12 protein-coding genes and 1 pseudogene are annotated in these 14,563 nt (G+C 70.3%); 1 reads left to right on the top strand and 12 read right to left on the bottom strand.

What is annotated here, in order from left to right; genetic code table 11:
- The 9 genes and pseudogenes from VP06_RS09890 to VP06_RS36175 form a co-directional block, all read right to left on the bottom strand.
- A pseudogene (locus tag VP06_RS09890) lies at window positions 1–210 on the bottom strand (MarR family winged helix-turn-helix transcriptional regulator); the annotation flags it as partial.
- Entirely contained in the window at window positions 207–1,721 is a 1,515-nt protein-coding gene (locus VP06_RS09895; protein ID WP_048463616.1) for a 6-hydroxynicotinate reductase, read from the bottom strand. The gene VP06_RS09895 and the pseudogene VP06_RS09890, both read right to left, overlap by 4 nt.
- Window positions 1,718–3,406: a hydantoinase B/oxoprolinase family protein gene (locus VP06_RS09900; RefSeq protein WP_048463606.1), complete on the bottom strand. Its 1,689-nt coding sequence runs from the start codon at window positions 3,404–3,406 to the stop codon at window positions 1,718–1,720. Before VP06_RS09900 ends, VP06_RS09895 begins: the two co-directional genes overlap by 4 nt.
- The gene (locus VP06_RS09905; protein WP_048463607.1) at window positions 3,403–5,430 is read right to left on the bottom strand and encodes a hydantoinase/oxoprolinase family protein; all 2,028 of its coding nucleotides are present in this window, start codon (window positions 5,428–5,430) and stop codon (window positions 3,403–3,405) included. The genes VP06_RS09900 and VP06_RS09905 overlap by 4 nt, the downstream gene beginning before the upstream one ends.
- Window positions 5,431–5,584: 154 nt before the next feature.
- On the bottom strand, window positions 5,585–6,298 hold the full coding sequence (locus tag VP06_RS09910; protein ID WP_048463608.1) for an ABC transporter ATP-binding protein: 714 nt from the start codon (window positions 6,296–6,298) through the stop codon (window positions 5,585–5,587).
- Window positions 6,298–7,080, bottom strand: coding sequence for an ABC transporter ATP-binding protein (locus VP06_RS09915; protein ID WP_048463609.1), 783 nt, complete (start codon window positions 7,078–7,080; stop codon window positions 6,298–6,300). The genes VP06_RS09910 and VP06_RS09915 overlap by 1 nt, the downstream gene beginning before the upstream one ends.
- Window positions 7,077–8,966, bottom strand: a complete 1,890-nt coding sequence (locus tag VP06_RS09920; protein WP_048463610.1) for an ABC transporter permease — start codon at window positions 8,964–8,966, stop codon at window positions 7,077–7,079. The genes VP06_RS09915 and VP06_RS09920 overlap by 4 nt, the downstream gene beginning before the upstream one ends.
- Window positions 8,967–9,006: 40 nt before the next feature.
- Window positions 9,007–10,251, bottom strand: coding sequence for an ABC transporter substrate-binding protein (locus tag VP06_RS09925; protein WP_048463611.1), 1,245 nt, complete (start codon window positions 10,249–10,251; stop codon window positions 9,007–9,009).
- Between the two features lie 223 nt (window positions 10,252–10,474).
- On the bottom strand, window positions 10,475–10,612 hold the full coding sequence (locus tag VP06_RS36175; RefSeq protein ID WP_156295524.1) for a hypothetical protein: 138 nt from the start codon (window positions 10,610–10,612) through the stop codon (window positions 10,475–10,477).
- A gap of 173 nt (window positions 10,613–10,785) precedes the next feature.
- Here VP06_RS36175 and VP06_RS09930 point away from each other — a divergent pair, with 173 nt between their 5' ends.
- Window positions 10,786–11,058 (top strand): hypothetical protein, encoded by a 273-nt coding sequence (locus VP06_RS09930; RefSeq protein ID WP_048463612.1) that lies wholly within the window; start codon window positions 10,786–10,788, stop codon window positions 11,056–11,058.
- Window positions 11,059–11,096: 38 nt separating this feature from the next.
- On the opposite strand, the gene VP06_RS09935 is transcribed toward VP06_RS09930, so the two are convergent.
- The 3 genes from VP06_RS09935 to VP06_RS37130 form a co-directional block, all read right to left on the bottom strand.
- Window positions 11,097–12,137, bottom strand: a complete 1,041-nt coding sequence (locus VP06_RS09935; RefSeq protein ID WP_063928371.1) for a PAS domain-containing protein — start codon at window positions 12,135–12,137, stop codon at window positions 11,097–11,099.
- 312 nt (window positions 12,138–12,449) lie between these two features.
- Window positions 12,450–13,490: a helix-turn-helix domain-containing protein gene (locus VP06_RS09940; protein WP_048463613.1), complete on the bottom strand. Its 1,041-nt coding sequence runs from the start codon at window positions 13,488–13,490 to the stop codon at window positions 12,450–12,452.
- Between the two features lie 377 nt (window positions 13,491–13,867).
- A partial coding sequence (locus VP06_RS37130; RefSeq protein WP_048463614.1) for an ATP-binding protein occupies window positions 13,868–14,563 on the bottom strand: 696 nt, incomplete at its 5' end.

Raw genomic sequence — 14,563 nt, forward strand, 5'->3', positions numbered from 1 at the left:
CGAGGTCGGCCCGAGATCGTGGAGCTTGCAGAGGACGGCATACTGCACCGGCGTGACGGAGAAGTCGCGCATCACGGTCTCGAAGATCGCCGAGGCGCGCTGGTGCGCCCGCCGGATCAGGTAGCCGATCTGCTCCTCGACCTGGTAGGTGCGGACGGCCTCGGCGTCGATCTCGGGCGCGGGCGCCTCGTGCCGGTGCGGAGCGTTCATGCCGGCCCTCCGGCGATCTCCCCTGCCGGCCAGGGATGACCGGGATTCCACGGATCGATCCGGGCGGCGGGCCCGACCTCGCGCAGGACATCCGTCATCGCCACCACGTCGCCGTCATGCCCGCCGAGCCGCGCGTAGAGGTTCCGCGGCAGGGTGAACTCGATCGGCGCGACGATCGCGGGCGTCGGCACCGAACCGAAGGCGTTCTTCGGCAGGCGCGTCACGTCGGCCATCACCGTGATGCCGCCGCCGGGCCAGACCGTGACCGGCGCGCCGCCCATCGTCACCCGCGTCTCGCCGGCGGCGACGGAGCGGGTCAGCAGCACCGGGTTCTCGGTGACCCCGGCCCGCAAGGAGCCGCCGGCCCCGGCCATGAACAGCACCGTGCAGAGCGAGGGCTCGCAATTCTCGCCGATGCGGTCGACCACCCCGCGCACCGGTGCCGGCATCTCGGCCGGCACGGGCTTCAGGGTCTCGTCGAGGACGAGCCAGAGCGCGTGCTCGCCGGTGGTCGAGGTCATCAGCAGGCGCAGGCCCGGCCAAGCGGTGGCGGGGTCGATCGCCTGGATGATCGCCAGGGGATCGGCGATGTCGGTGCCGCCCCAGCCGATCCCGGGATTCGCGACCTGGAAGTAGCGTCCGGGCGTCGAGCGCCGGCCCTTCACCCGGATCCCGGCCGGGCGCATGCCGAGCACGCGGCCGGCCTGGTGCTCGGTCAGCACGCCGGTGATGTGGTCGTCGACCACGATCACCTCGTCGGCGTGCCCGAGCCATTGACGCGCAAAGATGCCGACCGTCGCCGAGCCGCAGCCGACCCGCATGCGCTGTTCGGGCACGCCGTCGACGATCGGGGCCTGGCCGGCCTGGACCACGACCTCGTGGCCGCCATCGATCGTCATCGTGACGGCATCGCCCGCGCAGAGACGCAGCAGCGTGTCGCAGGTGACGGTGCCCTCCTTCTTCGAGCCGCCGGTGAGATGGCGCACCCCGCCGACCGACAGCATCTGCGAGCCGTACTCGGCGGTGGTGACGTGGCCGACCTCCTCGCCGTTGACCCGCACGGCGGCGCGTTCCGGGCCGAGATGGCGGTCGGTGTCGATCTTCACCTTCACGCCGCAATAGCTGAAGATGCCCTCGGTCACGACCGTGACGGTCTCGACGCCCGCGTGCTCGCTCGCCACGATGAAGGGAGCGGGCTTGTAGTCCGGATAGGTGGTGCCGGCGCCGATGCCGGTGACGAAGGTGCGCGAGGGATCGAGCACCCGCCCGTCCCATTCCGCCGCGCCGAACGGCACCAGCCTCTGGCCGGATTCCGCCGCATCGTGCAGCAGCACGACCGGGTCGGTGCGAACGAGGTGGCCGTCCTTGTTGGCATAGCGCGAGCAGGCGCCGGAGCGGCCGGGCCGGATTCGGCACAGGACCGGGCAGGCATCGCAGCGCACGATGCCGTCGGCCTCCGCCGCGCCGAACTTTTTGGAGCGGGCTTCGGTGGAGAGGCTGTCGGCGCTCATGATCGGCTCCCCCACAGGTCCTTGGCCTCGTCGTCCCGGTAATAGCCGCGGCGCAGGTCGCGGGCGACGAGCGCGGGATCGCGGGTCGCAGGCGCGCCGTAGCCGCCGCCACCTGGCGTCATCACCTCGACCCGGTCGCCGGCCTTGATGGCGATGTTCTGGTCCTTCGACAGGTGGAGCGGGGTGATCGTCTCGCCGTCGCGGTGGATCCGCACCACGTTGGGCGCCCCGGCGCCGCCGCCGAGCACGCCGGGCGGGCCGAACCGGCCGTGATCCATCACGAAGGAGGCCCGGGCTTCGCCGCGCAGCAACTCGACCTCGTAGTGGACGCCGAACCCGCCGCGATGCGCGCCGGCTCCCCCCGAGCCCTCGCGCAGGGCGAAGCGGCGGAAGAGGACGGGATAGTATTGCTCCATCACCTCGACCGGCGCGGTCTTCGAGATGCCGATGGTCGAGCAGCCGTTCGACAGCCCGTCATGGGCGGCATTGCCGCCATAGCCGCCCCCGGTGATCTGGTACATCACGTAAGGCGCGTTCTTGGCCGGATCGAAGCCGCCGAGGGCGAAGTTGCCGGACGTGCCGGCGGGGGCCGCCGTGACACGCTCAGGAATCGCCTGGACGAGCGCCAGGAACACCGCCTCGGCGATGCGCTGGCTCACCTCGGCGGCGCAGCCCGAGACGGGCTTCGGATAGCGCGCATCGAGGAAGGTGCCCTCGGGGCGATGGATCGTCAGCGGCGCGAAGGTGCCGGCATTGATCGGCACGTCCGGGAAGACGTGCTTCACCGCGAGGTAGACCGAGGAATAGGTCGTCGCCACCACCGAGTTCATCGGACCGCGGCAGGGCGGGGAGGAGCCCGAAAAGTCGAAGGTGAGGCCGTCCCCGGCCTTGGTCATCGAGAGAGCGATCCGCAGGGGCTCGTTCACCACGCCGTCGGAATCGACGAAGGCTTCCGAGGTATAGGTGCCGTCCGGGATCTGGCGGATCTCGGCCCGCATCCGCTCGGCCGAGCGGGCGCGGATCTCCGTGATCGCGGCGTCGAGCGTCTCAGGCCCGTACTTGGCGAGGAGGTCGGAGAGCCGGCTCTCGCCGACCATCAGCGCCGCGGCTTGCGCCTTGATGTCGCCGATGCGCTGGTCGGCGACGCGGATGTTCGAGGCGATGATGGAAAAAATCTCGGGATCCATCGCGCCGCGCTTGAACAGCTTGACCGGCGGCAGGCGCAACCCCTCCTGCTCGACCTCCGTCGCGTGGGCCGAGAAGCCGCCCGGCACCATGCCGCCGATATCGGGCCAGTGGCCGGTATTCTGGAGCCAGCAGAACAGGGCGCCGTCGACGAAGACCGGTTTCACGAACCGCACGTCCATCAGGTGCGTGCCGCCGAGATAGGGATCGTTGACGATGTAGATGTCGCCGGGCTCCGGCGCCCCGACCTTGCCCTCGCGGATCAGCCGGATCAGCTCTCCGGTCGAGTACTGCATCGTCCCGACGAAGACCGGTAGGCCGTATTCCCCTTGCGCGATCAGCGCGCCGGTGTCGCGGTCGTAGATCCCGTCCGAGCGGTCGTCGGCCTCGGCGATGACCGGCGAGAAGGCCGAGCGTGAGAAGGCGATGTCCATCTCGTTGCAGACCTGCTGCAACCCGGCCTGGATCACCGCCAGGGTGAGGGCGTCGAGACTCGTCATACCCGGATCCTCAGGTTGCCGATGGCGTCGACCTGCGCGGTCGCGCCGGGCTCGATCACCGTCGTGGCGTCGATCTGCTGGATCACCGCCGGCCCGACGATCTCGGCGCCGAGCGGCAGGGCCTCGCGGGCATAGATCGCGGCCTCGTGCCAGGCGCCGCCGGCATAGACCGGGCGCGTGCCGAGGCGGGCGCCCGCCAGATCGGTGCGGCCGGCGTCATCGATCAGCGCGGCGAGCGGGAAGGGCGTGCGCCGCCCGATCACCGAGGTGACGAGGTTGACCACCACCGCCCGGATCTCCGGCAGCCGGACCTGGAAGCGGCGGAAATACGCCGTCTCGAACAGGTCTTGCAGCGTCGCGCGGTCGATCTCCCGGGAGGGCAGGGCGACGCGGATCAGGTGGGTCTGGCCGCGGAACTGCATGTCGGCCCCGTACAGGATGGTGGTCTCCTCGATCTCGGCCTGCTCTTCGGCCACCATCGCGAGGGCGTCGGCCGCCTGCTCCTCCAGCACGCCGCGAAGGTCCGCCATGTCGAGCCCGTCGAGGGGGCGGTTCAGCGTGCGGACCCGGTCCTGGCGGAGATCCGCGACGAGGCAGCCGAGCGCGTTGGTGAGGCCGGGCCGGGCCGGGACCAGCACCTCGGGAATCCCCAATTCGCGGGCGAGCGCCACGGCATGGAGCGGCCCGGCGCCGCCGAAGGCGAACAGCACGAAGTCGCGCGGGTCGTAGCCGCGCGACAGCGACACCATGCGGATGGCGCCGGTCATGTGGACGTTGCCGAGCCGGATCACCGCCTCGGCGGCTTCCTCGACGCTCAGGCCGAGGGGCCCGGCGAGGTCGCGGGCGAAGGCGTCCCGGATCGCGTCGAGCGAAACACCGGCCCGCACCGCGGTGAGCCTTGCCGGATCGAGACGGCCCAGCACCAGGTTGGCATCGGTGATGGTCGGCCGGGTGCCGCCGCGGCCGTAGCCGATCGGGCCGGGCTCGGAGCCGGCGCTCTCGGGGCCGACCTGGAGCATGCCGGCCCGGTTGACCGAGGCGATCGAGCCGCCGCCGGCGCCGACCGTGTGGACGTCGACCATCGGCAGGTGGATCGGCAACCCGTAATCGATGGTCAGCTCCGCCGACACCTCCGGCACGCCGCCGGCGATCAGCGCCACGTCGGTCGAGGTGCCGCCCATGTCATACGTGATGGCATTCGTGAGCCCCGACTGGGCCAGGGTAGCGGCCGCCGCCATCACTCCGGAGGCGGGGCCCGACATCACGGTCTTGGCCGCCGCCTCCACCACCAGCCCCGCCGGAACGGTGCCGCCATTGCCGTTCATGACCAGCAGGTCGCGGGCGAAGCCTTGGGCACGCAGGTCATCCTGGAGGCGCCGGATGTAGCGGTCGAGGATCGGCTGCACCGCGGCGTTGACCGACGCGGTGGTGCCGCGCTCGTATTCGCGGAACTCCGAGAGGAGCGCGTGGCCGAGAGTGACGTAAGGATTCGGCCAGAGTTCGCGGGCGATGGCGCCGGCGCGCAGCTCGTGCTCCGGGTTGGCGTAGGCGTGCAGGAAGTGGATCACCAGGGCCTCGCAGCCCTCCGCCAGGAGGGCGCGGACCGCCTCCGCCACGGCCCCCTCGTCGAGGGGCGTATGCACCGCGCCGTCCGCCATGACGCGCTCCGGCACCTCCCGGCGCCATTCGCGCGGGATCAGCGGCTCGAAGGTGCCGAACAGCCCGTAGGGTTTGGGACGGGTGCGGCGCCCGAGTTCGAGCACGTCGCGGAAGCCCGCCGTGGTGATGAGCCCGACCTTGGCGGTCTTGCGCTCCAGCACCGCGTTGGTGGTGGCGGTGGTGCCGTGGATGACGAGGTCGAGGTCGGCCGGCGCGACCTCGGCGGCACGGATCGCCGCCAGCACGCCTTCGGCCTGGTTGCGGATCGTCGTCGGGACCTTGGCGAGGCGCACCCGCACGCCGGACGAATCCGCCTCCGTCAGGAGAAGGTCGGTGAAGGTGCCGCCGACATCGATGCCCGCCATGCGTCTCACGTCACACCTCGATCATTCGTCTACGAACAGTTTTGTTGGGTGACTGTCCTGGTCCGTCATCCGTGTCCCCGCGGGGGGACATTCGCCCTCTCTCCCCTCTTCCACACGGGAGAGGGGATCCCCTGCCATCTCCGGAGGACGGTTCTCACACTGTCAGGTACGCCTCCCGCACCGCCTCGTCCGCCTCCAAGGCCGCCATCGTCCCCTCGAAATGGATCGCGCCCTTCTCGATCACGTAGGCCCGGTCCGAGACCGCACCCGCGAAGCTCAAGTTTTGCTCCGAGAGCAGAACCGCGATGCCCTCGCGCTTCATCCTGAGCACCGCATCCGCCATCTGCTCGACGATGACCGGAGCCAGCCCCTCCGACGGCTCGTCGAGCAAAACCGCGTGGGGATTGCCCATCAGGGTGCGGGCGATGGTGAGCATCTGCTGCTCGCCGCCCGACATCGCGGCGGCGCGGCGTCCCCGCATCTCGGCGAGGTTGGGAAAGATCGAAAACAGCCTGTCCGGCGTCCAGGCGGCGCGGCCATCGGCCGGGACCTTGCGGCCGACCTCCAGGTTCTCCATCACCGTCAGGTCGGTGAAGATGCGCCGCTCCTCCGGCACGTAGCCGAGGCCGAGGCGGGCGACGCGGAACGGCTCCCAGCCGGTGACCGCCCGGCCCTCGAACCACACCGTGCCGCCGGTCGGCGGCAGCACGCCCATGATCGCCTTCAGCGTCGTCGACTTCCCGGCGCCGTTGCGGCCCATCAGGGCCACGACCTCGCCGGGGCGGAGCCGCAGCGTGACGCCGAACAGCACCTGGGCCCGGCCATAGGCCGCGGTGAGGCCCGAGACGTCGAGGAGGGGCTTATCCATCACGCCACCGCCTTGCGGCGGGCGCGCATCGCCGCCTCGGTCCCGGCCTCGCCGAGATAGACCTGCTTCACCCGCGGGTTGGCCCGGATCTCCTCCGGGCTGCCGGCGGCGATGATCTCGCCGCGCACCAGCACCAGCACCCGGTCGGCATGGGCGAAGACCGCTTCCATGTCGTGCTCGGTGTACAGAACGCCGATGCGGTTCGTGCGCGCCACATCCGCCGTGAGCGCCATCAGCCCCGAGCGCTCCCGCGGCGCCATGCCGGCGGTGGGCTCGTCCATCAGCAGGAGCTTGGGCCGCGAGGCGAGGGCCACCGCCAGTTCCACCCGCTTCACGTCGCCATAGGCGAGTTCCGAGACCGAGCGGTCGGCGTCGTTGCGCATCCCGACCCTGGCAAGGAGGGAGAGCGCCTCGTCGCGGTAGAGGGCGCTTGCATCCCGGAACAGGCCGCGCGAGCGGCCGTGATGCGAGAGCAGCGCCATCTGGACGTTCTCGGCCACCGTCATCGACACGAAGGTCTGGGCGACCTGGAAGGTGCGCCCGACCCCCGCCTTCCCGATCGTCCGCGCCGGCAATCCGGCGATCGAGGCGCCGTCGAGGCTGATGGAGCCGGAATCGGGCTTCAGCTGCCCGCCCACCATGTTGAAGGTGGTGGATTTGCCGGCCCCGTTCGGCCCGATGATCGCCAGCATCTCGCCGGCCTCCAGCGTGAACGACACGTCCCGGGCGGCGGCGACGCCGCCGAAGCGCTTGGTCAGGCCCTCGACGACGAGGAGCGTCATGCCGAAGCCTCCACGGGTTTGGGGGCTGCGGCGCGGCGGCTCCGCAGGGCCTCGGCCGCCCCGGCGAGCCCGCGCGGGAAGGCGAGCACCGTCGCGATGATGGCGAGGCCGAGCAGCAGGCGCCAGAACTCGGTCAGCGGCATCACCGCGTCCTTCAGCGCGTGGAAGAAGGCGGCGCCGACGAGCGGCCCCATCACGGTCTGGATGCCGCCGACCAGCACCATCACCAGGAAGTCGATCGAGAGCGGGATGCCGGTCAGCGTCGGGTCGATCGAGCCCTTCATGAAGGCGTAGAGCCCGCCGGCGAGCCCGGCCGCCGCGCCCGCGAGGGTGAAGGCGAGCCAGCGATGGGTGCGGACGTCGAGGCCGATCGCCTCGGCGCGGGTGGCGGAATCGCGCGCCGCCCGTAAGCTGTAGCCGAAGGGCGCGTAGATCACCCGGCGCAACAGCACGATCGCGGTCAGGCACAGGGCGGCGACGAGATAGAAGTAGGTGGTGCGGCCCGCCGCCCAGGACGAGGGCCAGACCCCGACGACGCCGTTGTCGCCCCCCGTCACCTCGACCCACTGGAAGCAGATGGCGTAGACGATCTGCCCGAAGGCGAGCGTCAGCATCGCGAGGTAGATGCCCGACAGCCGGACGATGAAGAAGCCGAACAGGGCGGCGCCCGCCGCCGCCGCCAGGGGCGCGGCGACCAGCGCCAATTCCATCGGCGCCTTGAACGGCCCGGTGACGAGGAGCCCGGCCGCGTAGGCGCCCAAGCCGAAATAGGCTGCATGCCCGAACGAGACGAGCCCGCCGACCCCGACCAGGAATTGCAGCGAGAAGGCGGCGAGCGCGAAGATCAGGATCTCGGTCGCGACCTTCACCTTGTAGGCGTCGCCGACGAGCGGCACGGCGAGGAGCGCCAGCACCGCGAGGCCGGCCAGGGCGGTCTCTGCCGGGCGGAAGCGGCGCAAGGCGGGAATGCCCTCCGGCGGCATCACCCGGCCGGACGCGGCCTCGGGCCGGCCGAACAGGCCCCAGGGCTTGACCACCAGCACCACCGCCATCAGGGCGAAGACGAGGACCAGGGTCACCTTCGGAAAGATCAGGATGCCGAACGCCTGGAGCTGACCGATGATCAAGGCGGCCACGAAGGCGCCCGGCACCGAGCCCATGCCGCCGATCACCGTGACCACGAAGGCGTCGGTGATGACCGAGAGGTCCATGTGGGCGTTGGCGGGGATGCGCGGGATCTGGAGCGCGCCGCCCAAGCCGGCGAGGCTGGCACCGAGAAACAGCGTCAGGGTGAAGAGCCGGGCCTGGTTGACGCCCAGCGCCCCGACCATCTCGCGATCCTGGGTCGCGGCCCGGATCAGCACGCCGAAGCGGGTGCGATGCATCAGGAGCCAGAGCAGGCCGAGCACCAGCGGGCCGACGGCGATCAGGACGAGTTCGTAGGCGGGAAAGCGCTGCCCTAAGATCTCGACGCCGTGGCGGAGCGAGGGCGCGCGGGGACCCGCGAGATCGACCGGGCCCCAGACCTTGAGCACCAGGTCCTCGACGATCAGCACGACGCCGAAGGTGGCGAGAAGCTGGAACAGTTCCGGCACCCGATAGAGGCGGCGCAGGAGCAAGACTTCGACCGCGACGCCGATCAGCCCGACGAGGAGGGCGGAGAGCAGCACCCCGAGGAAGAACGTGGCGGGGGAATAGGACAGGTCGAGGAGCCGCGGCACGAGCGTGACCGCGATATAGGCCCCCAGCATGTAGAACGAGCCGTGGGCGAAGTTCACGATCCGGGTGACGCCGAACACGATCGTCAGCCCGGAGGCGATCACGAACAGCGACGCGGCGCTGGCGAGGCCGGAGAGGGACTGGAGGACGAGGAAGGACGGGTCCATGGGGCCTCCGCGCCGGCGCCGGGGATGGGGCTCTCGGGGGTCAGACCTTGCGGGCCGCCTTCACCTCGGCCTCGGGGAACATGTAGTTCGCCCCGTCGGCGTAGCGGACATTTTTCATCGTGCCCTGGCGGCCGGCGAGCGCCGTCTCGCCCACCCAGGCCCCCAGCGTCGATTGGTGGTCGAGCGCCCGCATCGTCACCGGCCCGGCGATGGTCTGGGAGGTCAGACCTTCCAGCGCCGAAATCATCGCCTCGGTCTCGGTCGAGCCCGCCTTCTCCAGCATGTCACGGATCATGCCGACGACGACGGTGCCGAGCAGCGAGCCGAGGCGCGGCGTGTCGTTGAACCGGGCCCGGTAGGCGGCCACGAATTCCTTGTGGCCGTTGGTGTCGATCGTTTCCCACGGATAGCCGGTGGTGACCCAGCCCTCCGGCGTCTCGTCGCCGAGCGGGATCATGTATTCGGGCTCGCCGGTGAGCAGGCTCGCGACCTTGCGCTTCTCGAACAACCCGCGGGTGTTGCCCTCGCGCACGAAGGCGGTGAGGTCGGCGCCGAACAGGACGTTGAACAGGCCGTCGGCCTTCATCTGCGACAGGGCGCCGACGGTGGCGCCGGCATCGACCTTGCCGAGAGCCGGGAACTGCTCGCCCACCACCTCGAAGCCGGGCACTGCCGCCGCCATCAGGCGCTTGAAGTTGGCCGCCGCCGACTGGCCGTACTCGTAGTTCGGCGCGACGATCGCCCAGCGCTTGACGCCGCTGTCCTTGACGGCGTCCACCAGCATGCGCGTCTGCATGTAGGTGTTGGGCCGCACCCGGAAGGTGTAGCGGTTGCCGCTGCCCATGGTGAGCGCGTCGGTCAGCGGCTCGGTGGCGAGGAACAGCGCCTTGCGCTGGTTGGCGAAATCCGCCACCGCGAGGCCGACGTTGGACAGGAAGGTGCCGCACAGGAAGGCGACGTTCTCGCGGGTCAGAAGCTCCTCGGCGACCCGGGTCGCGTCGCCCGGGGTCGAGCCGTCATCGCGAAACACGATCTCGATCGGGCGCCCGCCGAGGGCCTTGATGCCGCCGGCCTTGTTGACGGCGTCCTGCGCGAGCTGCATGGCGTTGCGGTAGGGCACCGCGAAGGCGGCCATGCGGCCATAGGAATTCAGCTCGCCGATCCGGATCGGCCCCGAGCCTTGCGCGGCCGCCCGGGAGGCGGCGAGACCGAGTGGTGCCGCCGCGAGCCCACCCAGGACGGTGCGGCGGGACAGGGGACGAAACGTCTCGTCGCGTGTCGACATGGCGCGAACCTCCGGCCGATCCCGGCGCGACGTCCGCCGCCGGAATGCAAACTCGTTCGTAGGCAAACGATACTGTGCCGGGGCCGGGACGCAAGGGCAAAGCCTGAGGAAAATCAGGGCGGTCCCTGTCTCCGAAATGCGCAGCCTTGCCCCAGTCGGTGCCTTGTTGCCTCAGTCGGCGCCTTGCCCGATCAGAACCTTGCCCGATCGGAACCTTGCCCGATCAGAATCCGGCCTCGCGGGCGAGCCAGGCATCGAGTGCACGCTCGCGCTCGGCCTCGATCATCGCGGCGACCCAGGCCGCGTGCTCGATGCGCGCGGTCTCGCCCCCGTCCTCGTCGCGCTCCGCTGCCTGCTGCATCGCCATCCTCCCTGCTCATCCGTGCCCGGACGAGAACAAAATAGGAACTTGCTCGCATGCCGGCAAGCCGGTCCCCGTGGAAGCCTGGGAGACCGGGCGGATCGTCGGGACAGGCGGGATCTTGGCCGAGCGGACGCGCGTTGGACCCGGCAACCTCGGAAACGGAACATCCCATGCGCAAGACGATCCTCGCCCTCGCGGCGACCATCGCCCTGACCGGCACCGCCCTGGCCCAGACCGGCGTCCCCGGCTCGGCCGAGAACAACATGAACAATCCGGCCAGCGTGAAGAGCAACGCCGAGAAGGGCATGCCGGGCCGTGATGGGCCCGCTGCCACCGGCACCGTGATGCCGGCCGCCCCGGGGGCCGCAGCCCGCACCGACGACCTGCCGAGCCACAGCGGCGGCAATGCCGCGGCGACGAGCCCGGTCAACCGGGCCCGCTGAGGCCCCGGCCCCGGCGGCGCGGGCCGCCCGCGCCGCCGTCAGGTCCTCGCTACCGCCAGGATCCCGTTATCCATCGCAAGGAAGCGGATGCCGGCCCGCCGCAGGGCATCCACGGCTTTGTGGCGCGAGCGCGCGCCAAGGCGTTCGGCATCCTCCTCAAGACGCCGCACCGTCGAGAGCGACAGGCCGCTCGCCTCGGCGAGAGTCCCGCGCGACCAGTCGAGCAGGCCACGGGCCGCCCGGAGGTGCTCCCCCCGGACCGTCTGCTCGAGGGCACGCCGGATCTGTTTGTCGGCGGGAACGTCGGTCGCGTGAACGGCCGATCCCGAGGCATGGACCGGGTACTTGATCCCGGCCCGGCCCCTGTAGCGTCCCGCCTCGTCCCAGAGCGGCACGCCGATGATGCGGAACTGCCAGATCTCACCATTGGCCAGCCGCTCGCGCGCCGTGCCCTGGAAGCGCACATGCGGCGTGAGAGAGCCGATGGCCCGGTCGCGAAAGCCCACGCGCTCCTCGGGGATGATCATCACGAAGGGATTCTGGCTGATCTCCTGCAAGGCGAGGCCGTGCACCTGCGCCATCTCGCTGGGGAATTCGTGCGTCCCGTTCGTCCCCACCGCGTAGGTCGTCGCGTAGGTGGTCAGATAGAGCGACTGCCGCCGCCGGTTCTCGGCGATCAGGGCTTGCCGCAGCCGCTCGCGGTCGGTGACGTCGAGGGCGACGCCGCTCGCGGCGAGCGGCCGCCCCTCCGGCGAGACGCGCAGCTCGGACAGGACCGAGAGCACGCGCAACTCCCCGCTCGGCCGGATCAACCGGACCGTCGCGCTCGGCCAGATGTGGCCTCGCAGGATCTCATGCGGGCTCGCCAGCCGTTCGCGGTCATCGGGATGCAGCAGGGAGATGAAGAGATCGTAGCCGGCGGTCACGATCGACGGATCCAGGCCGAGGAGACGGAAGAAGCCCAACGACCAGCGCTGCTCGTCCGATGTGAGCAGCCAGGACCAGTTCCCGACAAACCCGCCGTCCTCGATCGCACGCAGGAAGATGTCGGAACAGGACGGAAGGTCGGCGGCATCCATGTACGGCAGATCCAAACTATAATACCGACGGTCGTTGCGAGCGACCTTTGGTTCTGTTCTCGAATTTTTGCCAAGACCAAGGTCCCGGGCTTCTAAGTTTGACGTTGACAATGCGAGATGAGTCAACGGCCCGATGCGTCAGCATCTTGGGCCGTTGAGAGAAATTGCGTCGACACCGAGACTGAGATTGCCCGGGACAGGAGCCGTGCCCCTTCGGTCGACCGGCCGGCGAGGAGGTCCCAGCCGGGACGGCCAAGGCCCACCGCCCGGAGGACCGCCGGACCGGGATCCTCCGGGATGCGACGCGCGTCATCAGAGCTTGGCCACCGCGATCGTCCCATCATCCATCGCAACGAAGCGGATTCCCGCCCGGCGAAGCGCGGTCACGGCCTTGAAGCGCGAGCGGGCCCCCTGGGCCTCGATGTTGTCCTCGAGGCGCCGCACCGTCGAGAGCGACAGGCCGGCGGCCTCGGCGAGCCTCGCCATCGACCAGTCGAGCAGGCCGCGCGCCGCCCGCAGGTGATGGCCCCGCACGGCCTGTTCGAGGGCGCGCTGGAGGCTCGGATCCTCCGGGGTGTCGAGGCGGCCCGCGGGCGCGCCGGATTCGTGGACCGGATACTTCATGCCGGTCCAGCCGCGATACTCGCCGGCCGCGCTCCAGACCGGGACGCCGACGAGGCGGAACCGGATCACCTCGCCGCTGGCGAGGCGCTCGCGCGGGGTGCCCTGGAAGCGCATGTGGCGCTCGTACATCTCCCAGCCCCGGTCCCGGTAGGCCGCGCGCTCGTCCGGCACGAGCATGAGGAACGGATCGACCTGGATTTCCTCCAGGGACAGCCCATGCACCTGCGCCACCTCGGCGGGAAAATGATGAACGAGGTCGGGGCCGAGGGAATAGGTCGCCGTGTAGGAGGTCAGGTAGAGCGCCTGGCGCCGCCGCTGCTCGGCGGCCTGCATGTGCCGCAGCCGCTCGCGGTCGGTGACGTCGAGGGCGACGCCGCTCACGGCGAGCGGCCGCCCGTCCGGCGAGACGCGCAATTCGGACAGGACCGAGAGGACGCGCAGCTCTCCGCCCGGCCGGATCAGCCGGACCGTCGCGCTCGGCGAGACGTGGCCCTGCACGATCTCTCCCGGGCTCGCCAGAAGCGCGCGGTCGCCGGGATGCACCAGGGCGACGAAGAGATCGTAGCGCGGGGTCGCGACGGCCGGGTCCAGGCCGAGGAGCCGGAAGAAGCCCGGCGACCAGCGCTGCTCATCCGGCGCGAACGTCCAGTGCCAGCCTCCCGCAAGTCCATAATCCTCGATGGTGCGCCGGAAGATATCGGAACAGGATGTGAGATCGGCAGCATCCATACGCGGTCATTGGCAGGAAACACTTTTCCAGGATCAGTCCATATCCTGATTTCCGCCTTGATTGCAAGCAGTTGCGGCACGATCAGCGACAGCGGCCGTTGGGTCAGCGCCGCGAGGCCGGCCCTGATGCGGCCTGTGGAAGATTCTTCTCGTTCGGAGGGCCGCCCCCGGAGAGGACGGCGCCGAGATCCGCGAGCGAGAGGACAACCATCTTCGGCGCGAGGGTCCTGCCCGGGGTGGGCCGGGCTAAGCAGACTTGCGTTGGCAGGCCAACGCTTCGTCGGCTTAGGTTCTGTTTGGTCGCAGATTTTTGCCGCCGAACCGGTGACCACTTCGGCGAAATCTGCTTAGGCCGGCGCTCGCGAGCGCCGGCCATCTTACGGGGCGGACCGCCGGGCCCGGGCGATCACCTGCTCGGGCGTCGGCGGGTTCGCCGGGTGGTGGCTGAGGCAGAGCGGGGTGCGCAGCTTGGCCGGGCGCCCCGACCCTTCGGTGGCGAAGTAGAACTCGCCCGCCCCGAGCCGGCCGATATCGGGCGCCGCCCCGCCGCTCGCCGCCATGATCTCCTGGGCCGCCGCGATGGTGGCCGGGGCGCTCTGTCGGCCGAAGAACTGCGTCGTGCAGTTCGACACGACCTGGTTGTGAATGCCCCGCGGCACCTGCGTCGCCACGATCATCCCGAGGCCGTATTTACGCCCCTGCGCCACCAGCTTGATGCCGCTGCCGAGGCTCGGCGGCGTGCGCCCCGAGGGCAGGAAGGTCTGCGCCTCGTCGACGACGTAGAGCAGGCCCCGGGGCGAGGGGTTGGTCTTGATCCAGCCGAACAGCGCCATCTGGAGCCGGTTGACGAAATCCTCCCGCGCCGCCTCCGAGGCGAGGCCCGACAGGTTGACGACCGAGATCCGGGTCTTGTCATGATCCGGCCCGAAGAACAGCCGGGAGGGATCGAGCACCGCGCCTTCGATCCGCAGCAGCGGGTTGGTGGCGACGGCGGCCAGAAGCTGATTCGCCATGTCGGCGGCGAGGTTGGTGGCTTTGCCGATCTGGCTGGTGCCGTCCGGCAGGTCGGCGAG

Source organism: Methylobacterium aquaticum, from assembly GCF_001043915.1.
GTDB lineage: Bacteria > Pseudomonadota > Alphaproteobacteria > Rhizobiales > Beijerinckiaceae > Methylobacterium > Methylobacterium aquaticum.